This is a genomic window from Kitasatospora sp. NPDC059795, from assembly GCF_042732175.1.
Lineage (GTDB): Bacteria > Actinomycetota > Actinomycetes > Streptomycetales > Streptomycetaceae > Kitasatospora.
Window position 1 is genome coordinate 354,234 of record NZ_JBHWID010000004.1, and the last position, 21,827, is coordinate 376,060.

The following is a 21,827-nucleotide window of genomic DNA, read 5'->3' on the forward strand; positions in this document are numbered from 1 at the left end:
CCCGGATCGGGCGGGTACCTTAGGTGAGTTGTTGTCCGCCGCTCCGGCCACCGCCGGGCAGCCCGAGGAGAACCCCGTGCGCATCGCCGTCGCCGGCTCGATCGCCACCGACCACCTGACGACCTTCCCCGGACGCTTCTCGGACCAGCTGGTCCCCGAGCAGCTGCACACGGTGTCGCTGTCGTTCCTGGTCGACACCCTGGACATCCGCCGTGGCGGCGTCGGCCCGAACATCGCCTTCGGCATGGGCCTGCTCGGCCTGCGCCCGATCCTGGTCGGCGCGGCCGGCGCGGACTTCACCGAGTACCGCAGCTGGCTCGACCGGCACGGCGTCGACACCGACTCCGTGCACATCTCGGAGACCCGGCACACCGCCCGGTTCATGTGCACCACCGACCAGGACCACAACCAGATCGCGTCCTTCTACACCGGCGCGATGGCCGAGGCCCGCAACATCGAGCTGAAGCCGATCGCCGACCGCGTCGGCGGCCTCGACCTGGTGCTGATCGGGGCGGACGACCCGGCCGCGATGGTGCGCCACACCCAGGAGTGCCGCACCCGCGGGTACGCGTTCGCGGCCGACCCCTCCCAGCAGCTCGCCCGCCTGGAGGGCGAGGACATCCGGGAGATCGTGGACGGCGCCGCGTACCTCTTCACCAACGAGTACGAGGCCGCGCTGATCGAGTCCAAGACCGGCTGGTCCTCGGACGAGATCCTCACTCGGGTCGGCACCCGGGTCACCACCCTCGGCCCGAAGGGCGTGCGGATCCAGCGCGAGGGCGAGCCCGACATCCTGGTCGGCTGCGCCGCGGAGGAGCGCAAGGCCGACCCCACCGGCGTCGGCGACGGCTTCCGGGCCGGCTTCCTGGCGGGCCTGTCCTGGGGCCTCGGCCTGGAGCGCGCGGCGCAGGTCGGCTGCATGCTCGCGACCCTGGTCATCGAGACCGTCGGCACCCAGGAGTACGAGCTGCGCGGCGGCCACTTCCTGGAGCGCTTCGAGGCGGCGTACGGGGCGGACGCGGCGGCGGAGATCCGTACGCGGCTCTGATCCGTGGGGTCGCAGGAGGGCCGGGCACCCGAAACGACCTGCCCTCCTGCGTCCCCTCTACTGCTTGACCACCACGTACGCGGTGCCGTGGTCCGCGCCGTACTCCGTCGCCGGGGCCTCGCCCGCGTAGGTGTGGCCGCACATGTCGCACCAGGCGGGGATGTCGTGGCGGGCGGCCTCGTCGTCGGAGAGGACGGCGATGCGGCCGCCGGGGGCGACCTCGGGGATGCGCTTGGCGAGCTCGATGATCGGCAGCGGGCAGCGCTTGCCGAGGGTGTCGAGGACCAGGGCGTCGGCGGGGGGCCCGGGTTCGGGCGCGGGGAGGTCGAGGCCGAGCGGGGCGCGGATCTCGGCGACCACGCGGGGGAGGACGTCGAGGAAGCGGTCGACGTCCGCCGCGGCGGTGCCGGGCGGGAGCGAGACGCGGACGTTGCCCTCGGTGAGGACGCCCATCGCGGCCAGCACGTGGCTGGGCGTCAGCGTGCTGGAGGTGCAGGAGGAGCCGGAGTTGACGGCGAAGCCGGCCCGGTCGAGTTCACCGAGGAGCACCTCGCCGTCGACGTACAGGCAGGAGAAGGTGACCAGGTGGGGGAGCCGGAGCTCGGGGTGGCCGACCACCTCCACCGAGGGGATCAGCTGCGGGACGCGGTGGCGGATCAGCTCGACCAGGGCGCGCAGCCGGGCGTTCTCGGCGTCGGCCTCGGCCCGGACGGCGCGCAGCGAGGCCGCGGCGGCGACGATCGCGGGGACGTTGACGTAGCCGGGGACGCGCCCGTTCTCGCGGTCGTCGGCGGGCAGCGGCGAGACGTACCGGACGCCCTTGCGGACGGCGAGCACGCCGACGCCGGCCGGGCCGCCCCACTTGTGGGCGCTGGCCGTCAGCAGCGACCAGCCGTCGGGCGCCGGCAGCCGGCCGACGCTCTGCGCGGCGTCCACCAGGAGGGGGACGTCGCCGGTGAGGGCCGCGGTCTCGGCGACCGGCTGCAGGGTGCCGACCTCGTGGTTGGCGGACTGCAGGACGGCCAGCGCGGTGTCCGGGCGCAGCGCGGCGGCGAACTCGGCGGCGTCCACCCGGCCGTGACGGTCGACCGGGACGGCGGTGGCGGCGCCGCCGTCGGCCTCCCAGCGTTCGGCGGTGTGCAGGACGGCGGAGTGCTCGACCGCGGAGTGCAGCAGGTGGGCGCCGCGCCGGCGGTTGCCGCGCAGGGCGCCGAGGATGCCCAAGTGGACGGCCTGGGTGCCGGATGCGGTGAAGACGATCTCGTCGGCCCGGGCGCCGAGGACCTCGGCGACGGTCTCCCGGGCGGCGTCGAGCAGCATCCGGGCCTGCCGGCCGGAGCGGTGCAGCCGGGCCGGATCGGCCCAGCCCTCGTCGAGGGCGGCGAGCAGCGCCTGCCGGGCGACGGGGTGCGGCGGTGCGGTGGAGGCGGCGTCGAAATAGGGCACGGGGCCACCGTAGACGACGCCCCTTACGGGGGGATTCCTCCCCGTCCCGGAGGCAGCCGACGGTCCGTCACCCGCGTGTCGTAGTGCGGTCGCCCGTTCGGTCGTGGGAGGCTCTGAACTCTGCCATGACCTGCGACTCCGTCCGTCCTTCCGGGGTGGTTCACCCCCCGGGGGCTGATCGGGTAGCCGGGCGGCGCGTTAGCGGGGGCTGCCCGTGAGCGCCGCATAAGGATGGAGTAGCGTTTGGCCCGCATAAGCATTCAAACCGTGCCCGTGGCCGGGCCGCCGGGAGACCAGATCAACGGTCTCCTCACGGCGGTGCGTTCGCGGGCGAGACTTCGGGAAGGCGCTACGTGAGTCCCAACGGCTCCGACCGCTCGCCGCGGCGCACGATGCGGCGGAAGCTGCCTCAGGCGCTGGCACTGGGCCTCGTCATCGCGACCGCCACCGGCTGCTCGGCCAACGACCTGCCCAGGCTTGGCCTCCCCAGTCCCGTCACCAAGGAAGGCCCGCTGGTCCTTCACATGTGGCAGGGCTCGTGGATCGCGGCTCTGGTTGTTGGTGCATTGATGTGGGGTCTGATCCTCTGGAGCGTGATCTTCCACCGGCGCAGCCGCACCAAGGTGGAGATCCCCGCTCAGACCCGGTACAACGTGCCCATCGAGGCGCTGTACACCGCGGTCCCCCTCGTCATCGTCTCGGTGCTGTTCTACTTCGTCGCGCGCGACGAGGCCACCCTGACGAAGGTCTCCGCGAAGCCGCAGCACACCATCAACGTGGTGGGCTTCCAGTGGAGTTGGGCGTTCAACTACGAGAACAGCGAGGTGCCCGACCCGTCGAGCACCACGGCGGCCTACGAGGTCGGCAGCACCAAGGAGGCGCCGACCCTCTACCTGCCGATCAACGAGACGGTGAAGTTCAAGCTGACCTCGAACGACGTCATCCACGACTTCTGGCCCGTCAACTTCATGATGAAGATGGACGTCGTGCCCGGCGTGGTCAACGAGTTCGAGGTGACCCCGACCGCGTACGGCACCTTCCGGGGCAAGTGCGCCGAGCTCTGCGGCGTCGACCACTCGCGGATGCTCTTCAACGTGAAGGTCGTCTCGCACGACGCGTACGAGGCGCACCTGAAGGAACTTCGCGACAAGGGCCAGGCCGGCGCGGTTCCCGCAGGCATCCTCCCCACGGGAAGTAGTGAAGAGAAGTGACCATCCTCAACGAGCCCGCCGCGGCCGGTGGGGCAGCCGGGGCCGTCACCTCGGGGGCCCCGCGTGAGCGCAAGCCGGGCAACGCGATCATCAAGTGGCTGACCACCACTGACCACAAGACGATCGGCACCCTGTACCTGGCGACCTCGTTCGCGTTCTTCCTGATCGGTGGCGTGCTCGCCCTGGTCATGCGCGCCGAGCTCGCCCGGCCGGGTACCCAGATCCTGTCGAACGAGCAGTTCAACCAGGCGTTCACCATGCATGGCACGATCATGCTGCTGATGTTCGCCACCCCGCTGTTCGCGGGCTTCGCCAACTGGATCATGCCGCTCCAGATCGGCGCTCCCGACGTCGCGTTCCCGCGTCTGAACATGTTCGCCTACTGGCTGTACCTGTTCGGTTCGGTCATCGCGGTGGCGGGCTTCCTGACCCCGCAGGGCGCCGCCGACTTCGGCTGGTTCGCCTACTCGCCGCTGTCGGACGCGGTCCGCTCGCCGGGCATCGGCGCCGACATGTGGATCATGGGTCTGGCCTTCTCGGGCTTCGGCACCATCCTCGGTGCGGTCAACTTCATCACCACCATCATCTGCATGCGCGCGCCCGGCATGACGATGTTCCGGATGTCGATCTTCGTCTGGAACGTCCTGCTGACCGCCGTGCTGATCCTGCTGGCCTTCCCGGTGCTGGCCGCCGCGCTGTTCGCCCTGGAGGCGGACCGCAAGTTCGGGGCACATGTCTTCGACCCGACCAACGGTGGCGCCCTGTTGTGGCAACACCTGTTCTGGTTCTTCGGTCACCCCGAGGTCTACATCATCGCGCTGCCGTTCTTCGGCATCGTGTCCGAGATCATCCCGGTGTTCAGCCGCAAGCCGATGTTCGGCTACTCCGGCCTGATCGCCGCGACCATCGCCATCGCCGGCCTCTCGGTGACGGTGTGGGCGCACCACATGTACGTGACCGGCCAGGTACTGCTGCCGTTCTTCTCGTTCATGACCTTCCTGATCGCGGTCCCGACCGGTGTGAAGTTCTTCAACTGGGTCGGCACCATGTGGAAGGGCTCGCTGAGCTTCGAGACCCCGATGCTCTGGACGGTCGGCTTCCTGGTCACCTTCCTGTTCGGTGGTCTGACGGGTGTTCTGCTCGCCTCCCCGCCGATCGACTTCCACGTCTCGGACTCGTACTTCGTCGTCGCGCACTTCCACTACGTGGTCTTCGGCACCGTCGTCTTCGCGATGTTCGCCGGCTTCCACTTCTGGTGGCCGAAGATGACCGGCAAGATGCTGGACGAGCGCCTCGGCAAGATCACCTTCTGGACGCTGTTCTTCGGCTTCCACACCACCTTCCTGGTCCAGCACTGGCTCGGCGCGGAGGGCATGCCCCGCCGCTACGCCGACTACCTGGCCTCGGACGGCTTCACCGCGCTGAACACGGTGTCGACCATCGGCTCGTTCCTGCTGGGCCTGTCGATGCTGCCGTTCCTCTACAACGTGTGGAAGACCGCCAAGTACGGCGAGAAGATCACCGTCGACGACCCGTGGGGCTACGGCCGTTCGCTGGAGTGGGCGACCTCCTGCCCGCCGCCGCGGCACAACTTCACCACGCTGCCGCGTATCCGCTCGGAATCCCCGGCGTTCGACCTGCACCACCCGGAGATCGCCGCGCTGGACTACCTCGAGAACCACGGTGAGACGGCGAAGCACTTCGAGGGTGTCACGCCCGCGCAGTACGACCGTCCGTCCCTGGGCAAGGGCAAGGAGGGCGACGCCCGATGAAGGAACAGGGAAAGATCTTCGCGGGTCTGGCCGTTTTCACCCTGGCCATCGCCATCACGTACTTCGTGTGGACCACCAAGTCGGACCACGGCCTGGAGGCCGCCGGCACGACCGCGCTGTTCCTGGCCTTCGGCCTGTGCGCCTTCATCGGCTTCTACCTGGCGTTCACCGCCAAGCGGGTGGACACCGGCGCGGGTGACAACCCCGAGGCCGAGGTCTCGGACGACGCCGGCGAGCTGGGCTTCTTCGCCCCGCACAGCTGGCAGCCGCTCTCCCTGGCGGTCGGTGGCGCGCTGGCCTTCCTGGGCGTCATCTTCGGTTGGTGGCTGCTGTTCTGGTCGATTCCGGTCCTGCTGATCGGTCTCTACGGCTGGGTCTTCGAGTTCTACCGCGGCGAGAACCAGAACCAGTAAGGTTCCGGATCGCGCAAGCCGTACGGCGGGCCGGGTACTCCCCTCGGGGAGTGCCCGGCCCGCTGTCGTACGGGAACCCTCCCGAGAATTCCCCCGCGCGGGTTACCCGGAGTGCCTCCGGGGTGACGCCTTCCTACGCTTCGAGGCAGGTTCCAACCCTGGGAGGTTCCGTTGAAGGGCTCTCGGATAGTCAGTACCCGGACCACGCTGGCCGCGCTGCTGGTGATCACCCCGGCCGCAGCCTGTTCCACCAGCGGCTCGTCCGCGAAGAACAAGCCCCACCAGATCGACGTGGCACCGCTGATCCACACGTCGGCCGGCGGGGAGAAGGCCGACCCGGCCAAGGCGTTCAGCGTGACCACGGACGGCACCGCCAAGCTCGGCGAAGTCACCGTCACCGGACCCGACGGAAAGCCCGTCGCCGGACAGCTCGCCGCCGACCAGCAGCACTGGCAGACCACCGACCCGCTCCGGGCGGGCGCCGGGTACACCGTCAAGGTCACCGCCGAGGACGGCAGGGGCGGCCACGGCGAGGCCGACTCGAAGTTCACCACCGACGCCGCACAGCACGTGGTCAACGCCGAACTCGGCCCGGACAGCTCCGGCAGCGGCGTCTACGGCGTCGGCCAGCCGCTCACCGTGAAGCTGTCGGAGAAGGTCACCGACCCGGTGGCCCGGCAGCAGATAGAACGCGGTCTGACCGTCACCTCGCAGCCCGCCGTGACCGGCGCCTGGTACTGGGTCGACGACCAGAACCTGCACTTCCGGCCGGAGGACTACTGGCCGAGCGACGCCACCGTCAAGCTCGCCTACGACCTGCCCGGAATCCGGATCGCCGACGGCGTCTACGGCGGCGACAAGCAGTCCGTGGGGCTGAAGACCGGCGACCGGGTCGAGGCGGTGATCGACGCCGGCAGCGACGAGCTGACGTACAAGCGCAACGGCGAGGTGGTCCGGACGATCCCGGTCACCACCGGCAAGCCCGGCTTCGACACCCGCAACGGCGTCAAGGTCGTGCTCGGCCAGGAATCATCCGTACGGATGAGCGGCGAGACCATCGGCATACCCGACGGCAGCAGCGAGTCCTACGACCTGGACGTCAAGTGGGCGACCCGGGTCACCTGGAGCGGCGAGTACGTCCACGCGGCGCCCTGGTCGACCTGGGCGCAGGGCCGGGAGAACGTCAGCCACGGCTGCACCGGCATGAGCACCGACGACGCGAAGTGGTTCTTCGACAACACCCGGGTCGGCGACCTCGTGCAGGTGGTCAACAGCCTGGGCCACGAGATGGAGCCGTTCGGCAACGGCTTCGGCGACTGGAACATCGACTGGAACGAGTACGCGAAGCACAGCGCCCTCGGCAAGCCGGTGAACACCGCGGCGCCGGAGGAGGCCGGGCTGAGCGTGAACCCGGGCCCGGGCGGGGCAGCCGCCGGCCGGTAGGAACGGCGACGAGGTCCGCCCGGCAGGAGCACCGGCTCCCGCCGGGCGGACCTCGTCGTGCGGTCAGCGGTGGGCGGCGTCCAGCGCGTCGAGGGCGGCCAGCACGGCCGCCAGGGTGTCGTCCCGGGTGAGGCCGAGGCGGACGGCGCGGGCCACGTACTCGGCGGCGGCGTCGGCCGCCAGGCGGTGCGAGGTGTCACCCGTGGGGGCGATGGTGGTGCCGGCCCGGCCGCGGGTCTCGACCACGCCGTCCGCTTCCAGCTCGCGGTAGGCGCGGGCCACCGTGTTGGCGGCCAGGCCGAGTTGCTCGGCCAGCGCGCGGACGGTGGGGAGCTTCAGACCGATCGGGAGTTCACCCGTACGGGCCTGGGCCGCGATCTGCGAGCGGACCTGCTCGTAGGGCGGCGTGGAGGAGTGAGGGTCGATCGCCACGTGCACCCGGCCAACATAACAGGGCGTCGGGCCGGTGCCGGAGAAATATGCCAGAACCCCCACCGGCCGGAGCCGATGGGGGTTCTGACGTGGCGTGACAGCTAGGGATCAGTGGTGGCCGTGGCCGCTGGTGATCTCCAGGTACTCCTCGGAGGTGGGCTTGGCGATCTGGTTGCCCTCGCCGTAGAAGCCCTCGGAGAGCTTCGTCCGGGTCTTGGCGACCACGCCGGCCTTGCGGGCCACGCCGTTCTCGTCGGTCTCCGCGGGCAGCTCCAGGGGCTCGGGCTGCTCGTGCGAGGTGAGGGTGTGCAGGTCCTCCTGCGACAGCTGGGCGTGGACCTCGACGAACTCACCGTGCGGCAGGCGCTTGATGATGCCCGACTCGCGGCCGTGCAGCACCTTGTCCTTGTCGCGGCGCTGCAGGCCGAGGCACCAGCGCTTGGCGACGAAGAAGGTGATGACCGGAACCACGAAGAAGCCGACCCGAACCATGTAGGTGATCGTGTTGATCGACATGTGCAGGTGCGTGGCGAACAGGTCGTTGCCACCGCCGACCAGCAGGACCAGGTACAGCGAGATCCAGGCCGCGCCGAGCGCGGTGCGGACCGGGGCGTTGCGCGGGCGGTCCAGGATGTGGTGCTCGCGCTTGTCGCCGGTGACCCAGGACTCGATGAACGGGTAGACCGCGATCGCGACCAGGACCAGCGGGAAGAGCATCAGCGGGATGAACACACCCAGGTTCAGGGTGTGGCCGCCCCAGACGGAGATCTCCCAGCCCGGCATGAAGCGGATCAGGCCTTCGGCGAAGCCCATGTACCAGTCGGGCTGGGCGTCGGTCGACACCTGGTCCGGACGGTACGGGCCGTACGCCCACACCGGGTTGATGGTGGCGATCGCGGACATCGCCGCGATGATGCCGAACACCAGGAAGAAGAAGCCACCGGCCTTGGCCATGTAGACCGGCATCAGCGGCATGCCGACGACGTTCTTCTCGGACTTGCCCGGGCCCGCCCACTGGGTGTGCTTGTGGTAGAAGACCAGGATCAGGTGCGCGACCAGCAGGCCCAGCATGATGCCCGGGATGAGCAGCACGTGGATGGTGAAGAAGCGCGGGATGATGTCGGTGCCCGGGAACTCGCCGCCGAACAGGAACATCTGGATGTAGGTGCCGACGATCGGCACCGCCAGGATCGCGCCCTCCATGAAGCGGATACCGGTACCCGACAGCAGGTCGTCCGGCAGCGAGTAGCCGAAGAAGCCGTCGAAGAAGCCCAGGCACAGCAGCAGGAAGCCGAACAGCCAGTTGATCTCGCGCGGCTTGCGGAAGGCGCCGGTGAAGAAGACGCGCATCATGTGCACGAACATCGCCGCCACGAAGACCAGCGCGGCCCAGTGGTGGATCTGGCGGATCAGCAGACCGCCGCGGATCTCGAAGCTGATGTCCACCGTCGAGGCGTACGCCTCCGACATCCGGATGCCGTTCAGCGGCAGGTAGGAACCGTGGTAAACGGTCTCCGCCATGCTCGGCTTGAAGAACATCGTCAGGTAGACACCCGTGAGGATGATGATGATGAAGCTGTAGAGGCAGATCTCACCGAGCATGAAGGACCAGTGGTCCGGGAAGATCTTGCGCAGGTTGGCCTTGGCCAGGGAGTAGATCCCCAGCCGGCCGTCCACCCAGTCCGCAGTCGCCTCGGCCTTGTTGGCGGGCTTGGCGCGCGTGCTGGCCGGCTTGGAGGCACCGCTGTTGGTGCCGCTCGCGGTGCTCATCGCTTGCGCTCCCAGTAACTCGGGCCGACGGGCTCGTCGAAGTCGCCGGTGGCGACCAGGAAGCCCTGCTCATCGGTGGTGATCTTCAGCTGGGGCAGCGGGTGGCCGGCCGGGCCGAAGATGACGCGAGCGCCGTCCGCCAGGTCGAAGGTCGACTGGTGGCAGGGGCAGAGCGCGTGGTGGGTCTGCTGCTCGTACAGCGAGATCGGGCAACCGACGTGGGTGCAGATCTTCGAGTAGGCGAGGATGCCCTCGAAGCCCTTGTCCCGCGAGTCGGCGTCCTTGATGTTCTCCGGAGCGATCCGGACGAGCATCAGGGCGTCCTTGGCGATCTGCTGCTGGAAGTCCTCGGCGTCCTCCTCCAGGCCGTGCGGCTTGGCGAAGGTCAGGGAGCCCTGAATGATGTCCTCGGGCTTCATCGGCTGGTCGGTGTTCATGTTGACCAGGCGGATCGGCTCGCTCGGCTTGGCCTCGGCCCAGCCGGTGTGCATGAGCTTGTCCTCCGGCAGCGGGCCGAGGTCGCGCAGCAGCACCACACCGGACAGCGGCACCAGGGCCATCGAACCGATCAGGGTGTTGCGGATCATCTTGCGACGGCCGAAGCCGGACTCCGCGGCACCGGTCTTGAACTGCTCGATGACGTCGTTGCGGACCTCGTCCGAGGCCTCGATCGGGTGACGCTCGGCCGGCAGCTCGTGGTCCGACATCAGGGTGCGGGCCCAGTGGACCGCGCCCGCGCCGATGCAGAACAGCGCCACGCCGAGGGTCATGCCCAGGGCGAAGTTGAGGGCGCTGACCTTGCCCAGCGGGAAGATGTAGACGAGCTTGTCGGCGTCGATCGCGGCGTAGGACGCGATGAAGCCGACGGTCGCCAGCATCGACACCACGAACATCAGCGACACCTGGCGCTCGGCCCGCTTGGCGGCCCGCTCGTCGATGTCGGTCCGACGCGGTTCGTGGGCCGGCAGGCCCGGGTCGGCGAACGGGTCGTCGTGGGTGACGACCTCAGCGCCGTGGGAGGCGTCGTGGGCCTCCGGCAGGTTCTCTGACATGTCGTGGCTCATGACTTCTTGGCCTTGGTGGTGTGGGCGGCGACCCAGATCGCGATCACGATCAGCGTGCCGAGACCGAAGATCCAGCTGAACAGGCCCTCGGTGAACGGGCCGAGGCTGCCCAGGGAGAGGCCACCGGGGTTCGGCGCGTCGTTGGTGTTCTGGACGTACGCGATGATCTCGCGCTTCTGCTCCTCCGGCATGGTGGTGTCGGGGAACGACGGCATGTTCTGCGGGCCGGTCTGCATGGCCTCGTAGATGTGCTTGGAGTCCACGCCCTCCAGGGAGGGGGCGTACTTGCCGTCGGTCAGCGCGCCGCCCTTGCCGGCGAAGTTGTGGCACTGGGCGCAGTTGGTGCGGAACAGCTCGCCACCCTTGGCGACCTGCTCGGCGTTGGTGACCTTGTCCTCGGACGGCTGGTACTGGTCCGGGGTGGGAACGACCGGGCCGGGGCCGAGCGAGGCCACGTAGGCGGCCAGCTGGTCGATCTCGGACTGGTTGTAGACGGTCTTCTTGCGCGGGACCTGCGCGCCCGGCTGCTGGGCCGGCATACGGCCGGTGGCGACCTGGAAGTCGACAGCGGCAGAGCCGACGCCGACCAGCGACGGACCGTCAGAAGTGCCCTGGCCGTTCAGGCCGTGGCAGGAGGAGCAGCCGACGGCGAAGAGCTTCTTGCCCTCGTCGATGGCGAGCGACTGCGAGGAGCTGTCGGCCTGCGCCTTCTCGGCGGGCGCGAAAGCGGCGTACAGCCCCCCGGTGGCCGCCAGGGCGAGAAGTAGAACGACGACCGCCGCCAGTGGGTGGCGCCGTCGTGCGGAGAGCTTTTTCACGGAATAACCCCGGTGTCAGGATCTGGTCGGCAGCAGCCTGCCCCCGACTCCCATGCGTCGTGGTCGACGCCGGGTCAGGGGCGGGGCGGCTGTTACTTGATCAGGTAGATGGTCGCGAACAGGCCGATCCACACAACGTCGACGAAGTGCCAGTAGTACGACACCACGATCGCCGCAGTGGCCTGCTCGTGGGTGAAGCGCCGCGCCGCGTAGGTCCGGCCGAGGACCAGCAGGAAGGCGATCAGACCACCCGTCACGTGGAGTCCGTGGAAGCCGGTGGTCAGGTAGAACACCGTGCCGTACGGGTCGGAGGACAGCGAAAGGCCGTCCTTCTTGACCAGGTCGGTGTACTCGAAGATCTGGCCGCCGATGAAGATGGCGCCCATCACGAAGGTGACCACGAACCAGGAACGCAGCTTCTTCACGTCACCGCGCTCGGCGGCGAACACGCCGAGCTGGCAGGTGAGCGAGGAGAGCACCAGGATCGTGGTGTTGACCGAGGAGAAGGGCACGTTGAGGGCATGGGCCTTCTCGTGCCAGAACTCGGCGCCCTTGACCGAGCGGAGGGTGAAGTACATCGCGAACAGGGCCGCGAAGAACATCAGCTCCGAGCTCAGCCAGACAATGGTTCCCACGCTGACCAGGTTCGGCCTGTTGACCGCTCCGTGCGCGTGTCCGGTTTCTGTTGCTGTTGCTGTCGCCACGACGGACATTATGTCGGTCCCTTATTCCGTCTTCACGCCGGGGGGTCTCCCTCGGAGTGTCCGGTGCGTGAGGTATGCCCGCCTCGCGGGCCGTCCGTTTTCTGACGGTTGTTCGGACCGGGTGAGGGAACTGGGCCGTCGGGGTGAGCCCGTGGCGCGGCGGCTTGAGCGAGATCGCGTCGGGGTCTCTTCAGGACGGGCCCGCCGGAGTAGCATCCGTCCCAGGACGTGGTCCGGGTCACACTGGGCCGTTCGGTCGGGGGTCGCGCGCATGCGTGGGCCCGTGCGGACACCGTGGACGCAACGAACACATATAAGAGGACGAGCACCAGGAAGCAGGGGACATGGCGCAGCACTCCGACGGGACGCTCACCGTTCTCGTCTACAGCGACGACCGCAACACCCGCGAGCAGGTGACTCTCGCCCTCGGCCGCCGCCCCGCCGGGGACCTCCCCGCCCTGGAGTACCAGGAGTGCGCCACCGCCCCCGCGGTGCTGCGCGCACTGGAGAAGGGCGGCGTCGACCTGTGCGTGCTGGACGGCGAGGCGGTGCCGGCCGGCGGGCTGGGGCTGACCCGGCAGCTGAAGGACGAGATCTACGGCTGCCCGCCGGTGCTGGTGCTGATCGGCCGGCCGCAGGACTCCTGGCTGGCCGCCTGGAGCCGCGCCGACGCGGCGATCTCGCACCCGGTCGACCCGGTCGCGCTGGCCGACGCGGCGACCACGCTGCTGCGGGCCCGGGTGGCGCGGCGGACGCCGGCCGCGCGCTGAGCGTTCCGGCCGGTCGTCTCGGCCGACCGTTTCGGCCCGTCGTTCCGGTCGATCGTCTCGGCGGGCGTCTCAACTGGAGAGAAGGGGACGGCAAGTCAGGGCGGCCGTCCCCGCTCGCTCGATAGGCTGACTCCAATTCCTCTGCGACAAGACGAGAGCTGGAGACGGCCATGGTGAACGTGCACTCTGCGAACGGCGGTAGCGACCCCGCGCAGGTGGTTCGCTCCTGGCCCGACATCCTGACGGCCCTGGTGCACGGCGAGGACCTCTCCCAGGCCGACACCGCCTGGGCGATGGACCGCATCATGAGCGGCGAGGCCAGCCCCGTGCAGGTGGCCGGCTTCCTGATCGCGCTGCGCGGCAAGGGCGAGACGGTCGAGGAGATCTCCGGCCTGGTCGAGGCGATGTACGCGCACGCCCTGCCGCTGGACATCCCCGGGCCGGCCGTCGACATCGTCGGCACCGGCGGCGACCGCGCCAAGACCGTCAACATCTCCACCATGTCGGCGGTGGCCGCCGCGGCGGCCGGCGCGAAGGTGGTCAAGCACGGCAACCGGGCCTCCTCCTCGGCGTCCGGCTCCTCGGACGTGCTCGGACGGCTCGGCATCAACCTGGACCTGGACGCCCGGCGGGTCGCGGCGGTGGCCGAGGAGGTCGGACTGACCTTCTGCTTCGCCGCGAAGTTCCACCCGTCGATGCGGCACACCGCGCAGGCCCGGGCCGAGCTCGCCGTCCCCACGGTCTTCAACATCCTCGGCCCGCTCACCAACCCGGCCAAGGTCGGCGCCCACGCGGTGGGCTGTTTCGACACCCGGCTGGCGGGGCTGATCGCCGGGGTGCTGGCGCGGCGCGGCGGGCAGGGACTGGTGTTCCGGGGTGACGACGGGCTCGACGAGCTGACGATCACCACCACGTCCCACGTCTGGGTGATTCGGGACGGCGAGGTGACGGAGACGCGGTTCGACCCGCGGGACGTCGGGATCGAACTGGTCGGGATCGAGGCGCTGCGCGGGGCCGACGCGGAGTTCAACGCGGCGGTCGCCCGGCGGGTGCTGAACGGCGAGCGGGGGCCGGTGCGGGACGCGGTGGTGCTCAACAGCGCGGCCGCGCTGGTGGCGCTGGAGCTGACGGATGCGCCGCTGAGCGAGCAGTTGGGGGCGGCGATGGCGCGGACGGCGGCGGCGATCGATTCCGGGGCGGCGGGGGAGCTGCTGAAGCGGTGGGCGGAGGCCACGCAGTAGCGGTCGACTTCGGTCAACGGTCCGTCCGGCGTGGGGAGTTGACCCCTCGTCGGGCGGACCTTGCCGTTCCGGGGGTGTCCGGGTGGTGGACGGGGGTTGAGGCGGCGGGGCGTTCGTGTAGTGTGCTGCGCAGGTCATGAGTGGCAGCGACAAGCCCCAGCTTGCTGTCCGGCAACCCTCCGTCCGTGGCGGGGTGCCCTGGGTGAGGACCGGGCTGCGTGGCGATCCGTCCGCGCGGCAAGCGCGGACTTCCGGTTGATGCACCCCGGGGTCCTTACCCCGTGGAGGAGTGCATCCATGTCTGTCGCCGTCGAGATCTGTGAGCCGCTGGCCGTGCTGGGCCAGGACGTCGAGGTGCCGTTGGCGTCGGGGGAGAAGGTCGGGTACGCGGCGCTGGACTACGCGGCGAGCGCGCCGGCGCTGGCCCGGGTGTGGGACGACGTGGCGGCGTACGCGCCGTACTACGGGTCGGTGCACCGGGGCGCGGGATACCTGTCGCAGTTGTCGACCGACCTGTTCGAGCAGAGCCGGCGGACCGTCGCGGAGTTCCTGGACCTGCGGGACGGCGACCAGGTGGTGTTCACCCGGGCGACCACCGATTCGCTGAACCTGCTGGCCGGGGCGGTGCCCGCCGGGACCGAGGTGTTCGCGTTCGAGACCGAGCACCACGCGTCGCTGCTGCCGTGGCGCCGCGAGGGCCTGACGGTGCGTTACCTGCGGGCGCCGCGTTCGCACGCCGAGGCGGTGGCCGCGCTGGAGGAGGCGCTGCTCGGGGCGGCGGAGGGGCCGAAGCTGTTCTGCGTGACCGGGGCGTCGAACGTCACCGGCGAGCTGTGGCCGGTCGAGGAGCTGACCGCGGTCGCGCACCGCTACGGCGCCCGGGTGGTGCTGGACGCGGCCCAGCTGGCGCCCCACCACCGGGTGTCGGTACGGGAGTTGGACGTCGACTGGATCGCGTTCTCCGGCCACAAGCTGTACGCGCCGTTCGGCGCGGGCGTGCTGGCGGGCCGGTCGGACTGGCTGGACGCGGCGGAGCCGTACCTGGCCGGCGGCGGGGCGAGCCGGACGGTGGCCCGGGAGCTGGACGGCTCGGTGGCGGTGGAGTGGCACAGCGGCCCGGCCCGGCACGAGGCCGGTTCGCCGAACGTGATCGGCGCGTACGCGATCGCCTCGGCCTGCCGGGCGCTCACCGAGGCGGGCTTCGACACGCTGGAGGCCCGCGAGCGGGCGCTGGTCGCGAAGCTGACGGAGGGTCTGGCGGCGATCCCCGAGGTGCGGGTGCTGAGCCTGTTCGGCGAGGGCGCGGACCGGGTCGGCGTGGTGTCGTTCGTGGTGCGCGGCTGGAACAGCTCGCACTTCTCGGCCGCGCTGTCCGCCGAGTACGGCATCGGCGTCCGGGACGGCCTGTTCTGTGCGCACCCGCTGGTGCGGACCCTGCTGGGCGGCGAGGACGCCGCGCCGAGCCAGTGCGGGGCGCCCGAGCCCTCGCTGCCGGGGGAGCGCAGCCTGAACGCGATCCGGGTCAGCTTCGGCGCCGGCACCCCCGTCGAGCACCTGGACCGGTTCCTGACGGCCGTTCGGGACCTGGTCACCGACGGCGCGCGGTGGAGCTACCGCAACGAGGGCGGGCGCTGCGTGGCGACCGAGCAGATCGACCGGGGTCGGCAGCGCTGAGTCAGCCGTCCAGGCCGAGCGAGAACGCGGCCTCCAGGTCGTGCTGCGAGTAGGTGCGGAACGCGATGTGGGTCTCGGTGTTGGAGACGCCCGGGACCTTGTTGAGGCGGCCGGGGATCACCTCGGCCAGGTCCTCGTGGTTGCGCACCCGCACCATCGCGACCAGGTCGTAGGTGCCGGTGACGGAGTAGACCTCGCTGACGCCCTCGATGGCCGCGATCGCCTCGGCGATCTCGGGGATCCGGTCGACGCTGGTATTGATGAGGACGATCGCGGTGATCACTGAGCAACTCCTGTTCGAGAAGGTGCGCTCAGGGTATCGCCCGCCGGACGGGCGGCCCAGGCGAACAGCCACCCCGTCGCGAAGCCGATCACGTGCACCAGGTACGCCACTCCGCTGCCGCCGGAACTGACGGACCACCACTGCAGCGCGAACCACAGGCCGAGCACCAGCCAGGCCGGGAACCGCAGGGGGAGGAAGAGCAGGACCGGCACCAGCACCGTCACCCGGGCTCTCGGCCACAGCCGCAGGTACGCGCCCAGCACCCCGGCGATCGCGCCGGACGCGCCGATCAGGGCGCGGGTGCCGTCCGCGGTGTGCGCCTCGGCGATCGCGTAGCCGTAGGTGGCCAGGTATCCGATCGCCAGGTAGCCGGTCAGGAAGCGCAGCCGGCCGAGCCGGGTCTCCACGGCCGGGCCGAAGACGAACAGGAACAGCAGGTTGCCGATCAGGTGCAGCCACCCGGCGTGGACGAACAGCGAGGTGAGGACGGAGAGTTCGGGGATCTTGCCGGGCGTCGGGGGGAGCGTGCAGCCGGGCGTCGCCGAGGTCAGCCGGTCGGCCGCCAGGGGGTGGCCGCTCAGCAGTTCGGCGGGCACGGCGCCCCAGCGGTGCTCGTAGCGCTGCTCGGCGCAGGCCCGGGCGGCGCCGCTGCCGTACATCGGGTTCAGGCCGGCCGGGCCGAGCAGCAGGACCAGCGCGGACAGCGCGATCAACAGGTAGCTGACGACCGGGGTGCGGGCGGTCTGCTCGGCCGTCGGCGAACCGGCCCGGGCGGGGGCGGAGAGCACCATGAAGGTGAGCATTCCTCGGGGGCGCACCCGCGACACCGGGCGCTGCTCCGAGTGGGTGAGCGTCCGGGCAGTGGACCGGTGACCCGGGCGCGGCGGCACAGGCAATAGGCTGGAGACCCGGAAACCGGGACCAGCCGAGAGGGACCACTCTGATGACCATTGCCGCGCCGACCGCCGAGACCCGCTGGCGCTGCACGCTGTGCGGCAACCTCACCCGCTTCGACGTCACCCGGTCCTCCCGGGTGATCGACTTCGTGCACTTCGACCTGTCCGGCGACTCCAAGGTCGAGGAGACCCAGGTGCTCGCCGAGACCGTCGAGTCGGTGCGCTGCCGCTGGTGCAACGCCGTCGACCAGGTCGAACTGGTGGCCCGCCCGGGCGCCGAGGAGTCCGCGGACGGCGGCTCCGAGCAGGGCTGACGCACTTCCACCGCCCCGCGTTCCCGTCCGCGCCCCGGACGGGAACGCGGGGCGGACTCGTCGGCGGGGTGCTGTCGGTGCGGCACGGTAGACGGGACAATTGCAAGCAGCGGCGGACACCAACGCCCCCGGCACCCGCCGGGGCCCGCCCGGACCAGGATCGGAGCCGAGAACTGTGGCGGAGGCAGCGCACGCGCCCACGGGCACGGACGGGACCGCGCCCGGTCCGGTCCAGCAGACCCCGGAGACCGCCCCGGGCGGCGAGGACGGCAACGGCGAGACGGCCGGTCGGGCGCTGCCCGAGGGCGTCCGCCGCCGGGTGGTGGGCATCGCCTCCGACGCGCTCGGCGGCATCCCGGCCGGCGAACTGCCCGCCGCGCTGCGCCCGTACGCCAAGTTCACCCCCGCCCGGCGGGCCAAGTACGCGGCCACCGCGCTGGCCGCCGCGCTGGAGTCCGACCCGGCGTTCCGGGTGCGGATAGCCGAGCGGCTGCGACTGGGCCAGCCCGACCTGGTGCGCGCCCTGGAGGCGGGCACCGTGCCGGCCGCCGCCGACCCGATGGACGTGGCCGCCGCCGCCTACCTGGTGCGGCCCACCGGCTGGGGGCGGCTGGTCGAGGAGGCCGGCGAGCAGGCCGAGCGGGTGGACGCCGAGGGCGCCGCCGCCGAGGCCACCCGGCTGGCCGAGAGGCTCCAGGAGGAGCTGGCCGAGGCCCGCGCCGCCGCCCGCGCCGAGCTGGACCGGCACCGCGCCGAGTCCGAGGGGGTGCGCCGGGAGGCCGACTCGCTGCGCAAGAAGGTCCGCTCGCTGGAGGCCGACACCCGCCGGGCACAGGCCGAGACCCGCCGGCTGACCGCCGAACTGGAGGCCGCCCGGGCCGCCGCCGCGGCCGAGCACAGCGCCGCCGAGATCGAGGCCCGCCGGCTGCGGCACCGGATCACCGAGCTGGAGGCCGCCGTGGAGACCGGCCGGCGCACCGCCCGGGAGGGCCGCAGCGTCGAGGACATGCGGCTGCGCCTGCTGCTGGACACCGTGCTGCAGTCCGCGCAGGGCCTGCAGCGGGAACTGGCGCTGCCGGTGACGGCGCTGCGCCCGGCCGACCTGGTGGAGGCCGTGGAGCCCGGTTCGGCCTCGCCGCACGCGGTGGCCCGGCGCGGCCTGGCCGAGGACGACCCGGCGCTGTTGGACCAGCTGCTGGCCATCCCGCAGGTCCACCTGGTGGTGGACGGCTACAACGTGACCAAGACCGGATACCCGCAACTGCCGCTGGAGCAGCAGCGGTTGAGGCTGCTGGGCGGCCTGGCGATGCTGGCCCAGCGGACCCAGGCCGAGGTGACCTGCGTGTTCGACGGCCAGGACCTGGACGTGCCGGTGATCATGGCCCCGCCGCGCGGCGTGCGGGTCCGGTTCAGCCGGACCGGGGAGACCGCGGACGAGCTGATCCGCCGGATGGTGCGGGCCGAGCCGCAGGGCCGGCCGGTGGTGGTGGTCTCCGCCGACAAGGAGGTCGCGGACGGGGTGCGCAAGGCCGGCGCCCGCCCGGTGGCCTCGGTGCTGCTGCTGAACCGGCTGTCGCGCAGCTGAGCGGGGTGATTCGGACGCACTGACGGGCGGTCAGCGACGGTGGGGCGTCCGGAGTGTGTCGGTGTGGTGAAGAGGGGCGGGGAACGGGAACCGAAAGCCCCCCGGGAGTGGACGCGGGGGTGGAGACTTCACTAGGGTCTGGCGTCAAACCTATATTCCGGACTGTCGCTCGATCGGGTGAGTCCAGAGGAAGAAGGAGCACCACCTTGGCCTCCCACCGCCGTCCCAAGCAGCCGAGTCGCGCCCGGGTGACCGTGCTCACCGCTGCCGCCGCGACCGCGGTCGCCCTGTCGGCCCAGGTGAGTGCGCACGCCGCGCCGGCCAAGCCGAACAAGGACGAGGTCAAGGCGCAGGTCGACAAGCTGCTGGACGAGCAGGAGCAGGCGGCCGAGAAGTACAACGGCGCCAAGGAGAAGGCCGACCAGCTGCGCAAGCAGGCCGACCAGCTGCAGGACCAGGTCGCGCGCGGCCAGGAGCAGCTGAACGAGCTGTCCTCCGGGCTGGCGGCGGTGGCCGGCGACCAGTACCGGCAGGGCGGCATCGACCCGTCGGTGCGCCTGATGCTCTCCTCCGACCCGGACGGCTACCTGTCCCAGGCGTCCTCCTTCGACCAGGCCGCCAGCACCCAGGCGGAGACCCTGAAGTCGCTGGAGGACCAGCAGCGCCGGCTGAGCCAGCAGAAGCAGGAGGCCGCGGCCGTCCTGGCCGAGCTGGACAGCTCGACCCAGGCGCTCAACGACGCCAAGAACGAGGTCAAGAGCAAGCTGGAGGAGGCGCAGAGCCTGCTCAACACGCTCTCCGCCGCCGACCGCCTCTCGATCACCCAGGGCGGCGGCACCGCCTCCCGCGGCGCCGACCGGGTCGACCTGAGCAACCTGCCGCAGGCCGGTGGCTACGCCGGTGTCGCGGTCTCGAAGGCGCTCGGCAAGCGCGGCGCGCCGTACGTGTGGGGCGCGACCGGTCCGGGCAGCTTCGACTGCTCCGGCCTGATGGTGTGGGCGTACGCGCAGGCCGGCGTCTCGCTGCCGCGCACCTCGCAGGCGCAGGGCAGCGTCGGCGCCAGCGTGGGCACCGACTGGCACAACGCGCAGCCCGGTGACCTGGTGGTCTACTACGGCGACCGGCACCACGTCGGCATGTACATCGGCGGCGGCATGGTGGTGCACGCGCCGCACACCGGTGACGTCGTGAAGACCATGCCGGTGGACGCGATGCCGATCTCGACCATCCGCCGGGTCTGACGACCCGAAGAATCGGACATATGCCCACAGAGGGCCGCAACTGACGCGCTGTGACACGCCCGGACGGGTCGAGATACCGCTGTGATCTCGCACACGTCCGGGCGTCGCGTTTTCTGTGCGGGCACCGGGAAATGCTACGCACTGCGCAACGAATCCCTTACATTCGGTCAGTTTCGTCCTTGTAATTGACTCAGATTCAGATTTTTTTCGGACAAGGATTTGAACGGATCACGGATCGGTTACTAGGGTCTTGGTTCGACCGCCGCAGAGTCGATCGCCCAAGGGGGGCGACGGCGGAGGTCGCCGCCGAGTCCGTGACGCAGCGGGCGGATCGTCAGAACGCGATCCGCCGACGGGGATGCCCCACCGGGGTGCTGTCGAACGGAGCCGGGGAACCACGTTCCCCCGGGGTGAATCGGCGCCAGGTCGGCCGCGACAGCGGTCGGTGAGGCGCTGTAGGGCATCTCTTCCGGCCCGAACCCGTCAGCTCACCCGGTAGGCGGTGTGTGAGGAAGAAGGAGTCCGCCTTCGTGGCGTCCCATCGTCGTCCCAAGCCCGTCGGCCGTGCCCGGGTCTCGATTCTCACTGCCGCTGCCGCCACCGCCGTGGCGCTGTCCGCCCAGACCGGCGCGCACGCCGACCCGGCGCCCACCAAGGACCAGGTCAAGCAGCAGGTCGACCAGCTCAACGAGCAGGCCGAGGTGAAGACCGAGGCGTACAACGCCTCCGCGGAGAAGCAGCAGGCCCTGCAGAAGCAGGTCTCGCAGCTCCAGGACCAGCTGGCCCGCCAGCAGGACCAGGTCACCACCGTCCAGGACAGCCTGGCGAACATCGCCGCGGAGCAGTACCGCAACGGCGGCATCCCGCAGACCATGCAGCTGATGCTCTCCAGCAACCCGGACGACTTCCTCGGGCAGGCGGGCGCGCTCAACACGGTCGGCGCCACCCAGTCGGACCTGCTGAAGAGCTTCAAGTCGGAGCAGGCCAAGCTGGACGGCCAGCGCAAGGAGGCGGAGCAGAAGCTCGCCGAGCTGGACACCACCACGAAGGCCCTGCAGGCCGACAAGGACGACATCAAGGGCAAGCTGGCCAAGGCGCAGGAACTGCTCAACACGCTCACCCAGAAGGAGCGCGACGAGCTGAACGCGGCCGAGGCGAAGGCCGCCGACGCCTCCCGCAGCCAGGCCGAGCGGGCCTCCCGCGACACCACGCGCACCGACCTCAGCGCGCCGGCCCCGGCCGGCTACGCGGGCGTCGCGATGAGCGCCGCGCTGTCGAAGCTGGGCAGCTGGTACTCGTACGGCGCGGCCGGTCCGAGCACCTTCGACTGCTCCGGCCTGATGCAGTGGGCGTACGCCCAGGCGGGTGTGTCCATCCCGCGCACCTCGCAGGCCCAGGCGGGCGCCGGCACCAACATCGGCACCAACATCGCCAACGCCAAGCCCGGCGACCTGATCATCTACTACGGCGACATGCACCACGTCGGCATGTACGTCGGCAACGGGCAGATCGTGCACGCCCCGCACACCGGCGCGCAGGTCCGCTACGAGTCCGCCACCGTGATGCCGATCGTCAAGATCGTCCGGATCTGACGGACCCGCACTCCGCTCGGCCCGGCACCCCGCACAGGGGGTGCCGGGCCGTAGTCGTTCCGGTGTCCGATTCGCGGTCGAATATTCGATGTTGTCGGGGTTTGGACTGG

General features: G+C 70.6%; 20 protein-coding genes and 2 riboswitches. Of the genes, 12 read left to right on the forward strand and 8 right to left on the reverse strand.

Annotation, left to right across the window (positions count from 1 at the left end):
- The first annotated feature begins 76 nt into the window (after positions 1–76).
- Positions 77–1,048: a carbohydrate kinase family protein gene (locus ACFV4P_RS11145; protein ID WP_380469941.1), complete on the forward strand. Its 972-nt coding sequence runs from the start codon at positions 77–79 to the stop codon at positions 1,046–1,048.
- A gap of 57 nt (positions 1,049–1,105) precedes the next feature.
- On the opposite strand, the gene ACFV4P_RS11150 is transcribed toward ACFV4P_RS11145, so the two are convergent.
- Positions 1,106–2,494 (reverse strand): cysteine desulfurase/sulfurtransferase TusA family protein, encoded by a 1,389-nt coding sequence (locus tag ACFV4P_RS11150; protein ID WP_380469692.1) that lies wholly within the window; start codon positions 2,492–2,494, stop codon positions 1,106–1,108.
- A gap of 353 nt (positions 2,495–2,847) precedes the next feature.
- Between ACFV4P_RS11150 and coxB the strand changes: the two genes are divergently transcribed.
- The 4 genes from coxB to ACFV4P_RS11170 all read left to right on the forward strand — a co-directional run bounded on the left by coxB (position 2,848) and on the right by ACFV4P_RS11170 (position 7,333).
- Positions 2,848–3,705 (forward strand): cytochrome c oxidase subunit II, encoded by an 858-nt coding sequence (coxB, locus tag ACFV4P_RS11155; RefSeq protein ID WP_073811890.1) that lies wholly within the window; start codon positions 2,848–2,850, stop codon positions 3,703–3,705.
- Positions 3,702–5,477 carry a cytochrome c oxidase subunit I gene (gene ctaD, locus ACFV4P_RS11160; RefSeq protein ID WP_380469694.1) on the forward strand — a complete coding sequence of 592 codons (1,776 nt, stop codon included), beginning with the start codon at positions 3,702–3,704 and terminating at the stop codon, positions 5,475–5,477. The genes coxB and ctaD overlap by 4 nt, the downstream gene beginning before the upstream one ends.
- Complete coding sequence (locus ACFV4P_RS11165) at positions 5,474–5,890, forward strand: cytochrome c oxidase subunit 4 (protein WP_043913540.1); 417 nt, start codon at positions 5,474–5,476, stop codon at positions 5,888–5,890. Before ctaD ends, ACFV4P_RS11165 begins: the two co-directional genes overlap by 4 nt.
- A 171-nt stretch (positions 5,891–6,061) precedes the next feature.
- Positions 6,062–7,333 (forward strand): Ig-like domain-containing protein, encoded by a 1,272-nt coding sequence (locus ACFV4P_RS11170; RefSeq protein ID WP_380469696.1) that lies wholly within the window; start codon positions 6,062–6,064, stop codon positions 7,331–7,333.
- Between the two features lie 63 nt (positions 7,334–7,396).
- On the opposite strand, the gene ACFV4P_RS11175 is transcribed toward ACFV4P_RS11170, so the two are convergent.
- The 5 genes from ACFV4P_RS11175 to ACFV4P_RS11195 form a co-directional block, all read right to left on the reverse strand.
- The gene (locus ACFV4P_RS11175; RefSeq protein ID WP_380469698.1) at positions 7,397–7,771 is read right to left on the reverse strand and encodes a GntR family transcriptional regulator; all 375 of its coding nucleotides are present in this window, start codon (positions 7,769–7,771) and stop codon (positions 7,397–7,399) included.
- 102 nt (positions 7,772–7,873) lie between these two features.
- Positions 7,874–9,535: a cytochrome bc complex cytochrome b subunit gene (locus ACFV4P_RS11180; protein WP_380469700.1), complete on the reverse strand. Its 1,662-nt coding sequence runs from the start codon at positions 9,533–9,535 to the stop codon at positions 7,874–7,876.
- Complete coding sequence (locus ACFV4P_RS11185; protein WP_380469702.1) at positions 9,532–10,587, reverse strand: Rieske 2Fe-2S domain-containing protein; 1,056 nt, start codon at positions 10,585–10,587, stop codon at positions 9,532–9,534. The genes ACFV4P_RS11180 and ACFV4P_RS11185 overlap by 4 nt, the downstream gene beginning before the upstream one ends.
- Before the next feature lie 8 nt (positions 10,588–10,595).
- Positions 10,596–11,417 (reverse strand): c-type cytochrome, encoded by an 822-nt coding sequence (locus ACFV4P_RS11190; RefSeq protein WP_073811879.1) that lies wholly within the window; start codon positions 11,415–11,417, stop codon positions 10,596–10,598.
- Between the two features lie 92 nt (positions 11,418–11,509).
- Positions 11,510–12,130, reverse strand: coding sequence for a heme-copper oxidase subunit III (locus tag ACFV4P_RS11195; RefSeq protein ID WP_043913532.1), 621 nt, complete (start codon positions 12,128–12,130; stop codon positions 11,510–11,512).
- Between the two features lie 335 nt (positions 12,131–12,465).
- On the opposite strand from ACFV4P_RS11195, the gene ACFV4P_RS11200 reads away from it, so the two are divergent.
- From ACFV4P_RS11200 to ACFV4P_RS11210, 3 genes are all read left to right on the forward strand, one after another.
- The gene (locus tag ACFV4P_RS11200) at positions 12,466–12,891 is read left to right on the forward strand and encodes a hypothetical protein (protein WP_380469704.1); all 426 of its coding nucleotides are present in this window, start codon (positions 12,466–12,468) and stop codon (positions 12,889–12,891) included.
- A 170-nt stretch (positions 12,892–13,061) separates the two neighbouring features.
- The gene (trpD, locus tag ACFV4P_RS11205; protein WP_380469706.1) at positions 13,062–14,132 is read left to right on the forward strand and encodes an anthranilate phosphoribosyltransferase; all 1,071 of its coding nucleotides are present in this window, start codon (positions 13,062–13,064) and stop codon (positions 14,130–14,132) included.
- Between the two features lie 132 nt (positions 14,133–14,264).
- A riboswitch (SAM riboswitch) is annotated at positions 14,265–14,382 on the forward strand.
- Between the two features lie 47 nt (positions 14,383–14,429).
- Positions 14,430–15,806 (forward strand): aminotransferase class V-fold PLP-dependent enzyme, encoded by a 1,377-nt coding sequence (locus ACFV4P_RS11210; protein WP_380469707.1) that lies wholly within the window; start codon positions 14,430–14,432, stop codon positions 15,804–15,806.
- A gap of 1 nt (position 15,807) precedes the next feature.
- Here the strand turns inward: ACFV4P_RS11210 and ACFV4P_RS11215 are convergent, their stop codons facing one another.
- Positions 15,808–16,089, reverse strand: coding sequence for an Lrp/AsnC ligand binding domain-containing protein (locus ACFV4P_RS11215; RefSeq protein WP_073811871.1), 282 nt, complete (start codon positions 16,087–16,089; stop codon positions 15,808–15,810).
- The gene (locus tag ACFV4P_RS11220) at positions 16,086–16,880 is read right to left on the reverse strand and encodes a rhomboid family intramembrane serine protease (protein WP_380469709.1); all 795 of its coding nucleotides are present in this window, start codon (positions 16,878–16,880) and stop codon (positions 16,086–16,088) included. The genes ACFV4P_RS11215 and ACFV4P_RS11220 overlap by 4 nt, the downstream gene beginning before the upstream one ends.
- A 152-nt stretch (positions 16,881–17,032) precedes the next feature.
- Between ACFV4P_RS11220 and ACFV4P_RS11225 the strand changes: the two genes are divergently transcribed.
- The 4 genes from ACFV4P_RS11225 (at position 17,033) to ACFV4P_RS11240 (ending at position 21,717) form a co-directional block, all read left to right on the forward strand.
- On the forward strand, positions 17,033–17,299 hold the full coding sequence (locus tag ACFV4P_RS11225) for a hypothetical protein (RefSeq protein WP_073811869.1): 267 nt from the start codon (positions 17,033–17,035) through the stop codon (positions 17,297–17,299).
- A 175-nt stretch (positions 17,300–17,474) separates the two neighbouring features.
- The gene (locus tag ACFV4P_RS11230; RefSeq protein WP_380469711.1) at positions 17,475–18,884 is read left to right on the forward strand and encodes an NYN domain-containing protein; all 1,410 of its coding nucleotides are present in this window, start codon (positions 17,475–17,477) and stop codon (positions 18,882–18,884) included.
- Between the two features lie 206 nt (positions 18,885–19,090).
- A complete protein-coding gene (locus tag ACFV4P_RS11235; protein ID WP_380469713.1) occupies positions 19,091–20,125 on the forward strand; it encodes an NlpC/P60 family protein in 1,035 nt (344 codons plus the stop codon).
- A 365-nt stretch (positions 20,126–20,490) separates the two neighbouring features.
- Positions 20,491–20,641, forward strand: a riboswitch (cyclic di-AMP (ydaO/yuaA leader).
- A 14-nt stretch (positions 20,642–20,655) separates the two neighbouring features.
- Entirely contained in the window at positions 20,656–21,717 is a 1,062-nt protein-coding gene (locus ACFV4P_RS11240) for an NlpC/P60 family protein (RefSeq protein WP_380469715.1), read from the forward strand.
- The last annotated feature ends 110 nt before the right edge of the window (positions 21,718–21,827 follow it).

Coding starts and splice junctions, on each gene's coding strand:
- ACFV4P_RS11165 (WP_043913540.1), top strand. CDS start 5,474: ATGAAGGAACAGGGAAAGATCTTCGCGGGTCTGGCCGTTTTCACCCTG.
- ACFV4P_RS11200 (WP_380469704.1), top strand. CDS start 12,466: ATGGCGCAGCACTCCGACGGGACGCTCACCGTTCTCGTCTACAGCGAC.
- ACFV4P_RS11210 (WP_380469707.1), top strand. CDS start 14,430: ATGTCTGTCGCCGTCGAGATCTGTGAGCCGCTGGCCGTGCTGGGCCAG.
- trpD (WP_380469706.1), top strand. CDS start 13,062: ATGGTGAACGTGCACTCTGCGAACGGCGGTAGCGACCCCGCGCAGGTG.
- ACFV4P_RS11185 (WP_380469702.1), bottom strand. CDS start 10,587: ATGTCAGAGAACCTGCCGGAGGCCCACGACGCCTCCCACGGCGCTGAG.
- ACFV4P_RS11195 (WP_043913532.1), bottom strand. CDS start 12,130: ATGTCCGTCGTGGCGACAGCAACAGCAACAGAAACCGGACACGCGCAC.
- ACFV4P_RS11180 (WP_380469700.1), bottom strand. CDS start 9,535: ATGAGCACCGCGAGCGGCACCAACAGCGGTGCCTCCAAGCCGGCCAGC.
- ACFV4P_RS11220 (WP_380469709.1), bottom strand. CDS start 16,880: ATGGTGCTCTCCGCCCCCGCCCGGGCCGGTTCGCCGACGGCCGAGCAG.
- ACFV4P_RS11225 (WP_073811869.1), top strand. CDS start 17,033: ATGACCATTGCCGCGCCGACCGCCGAGACCCGCTGGCGCTGCACGCTG.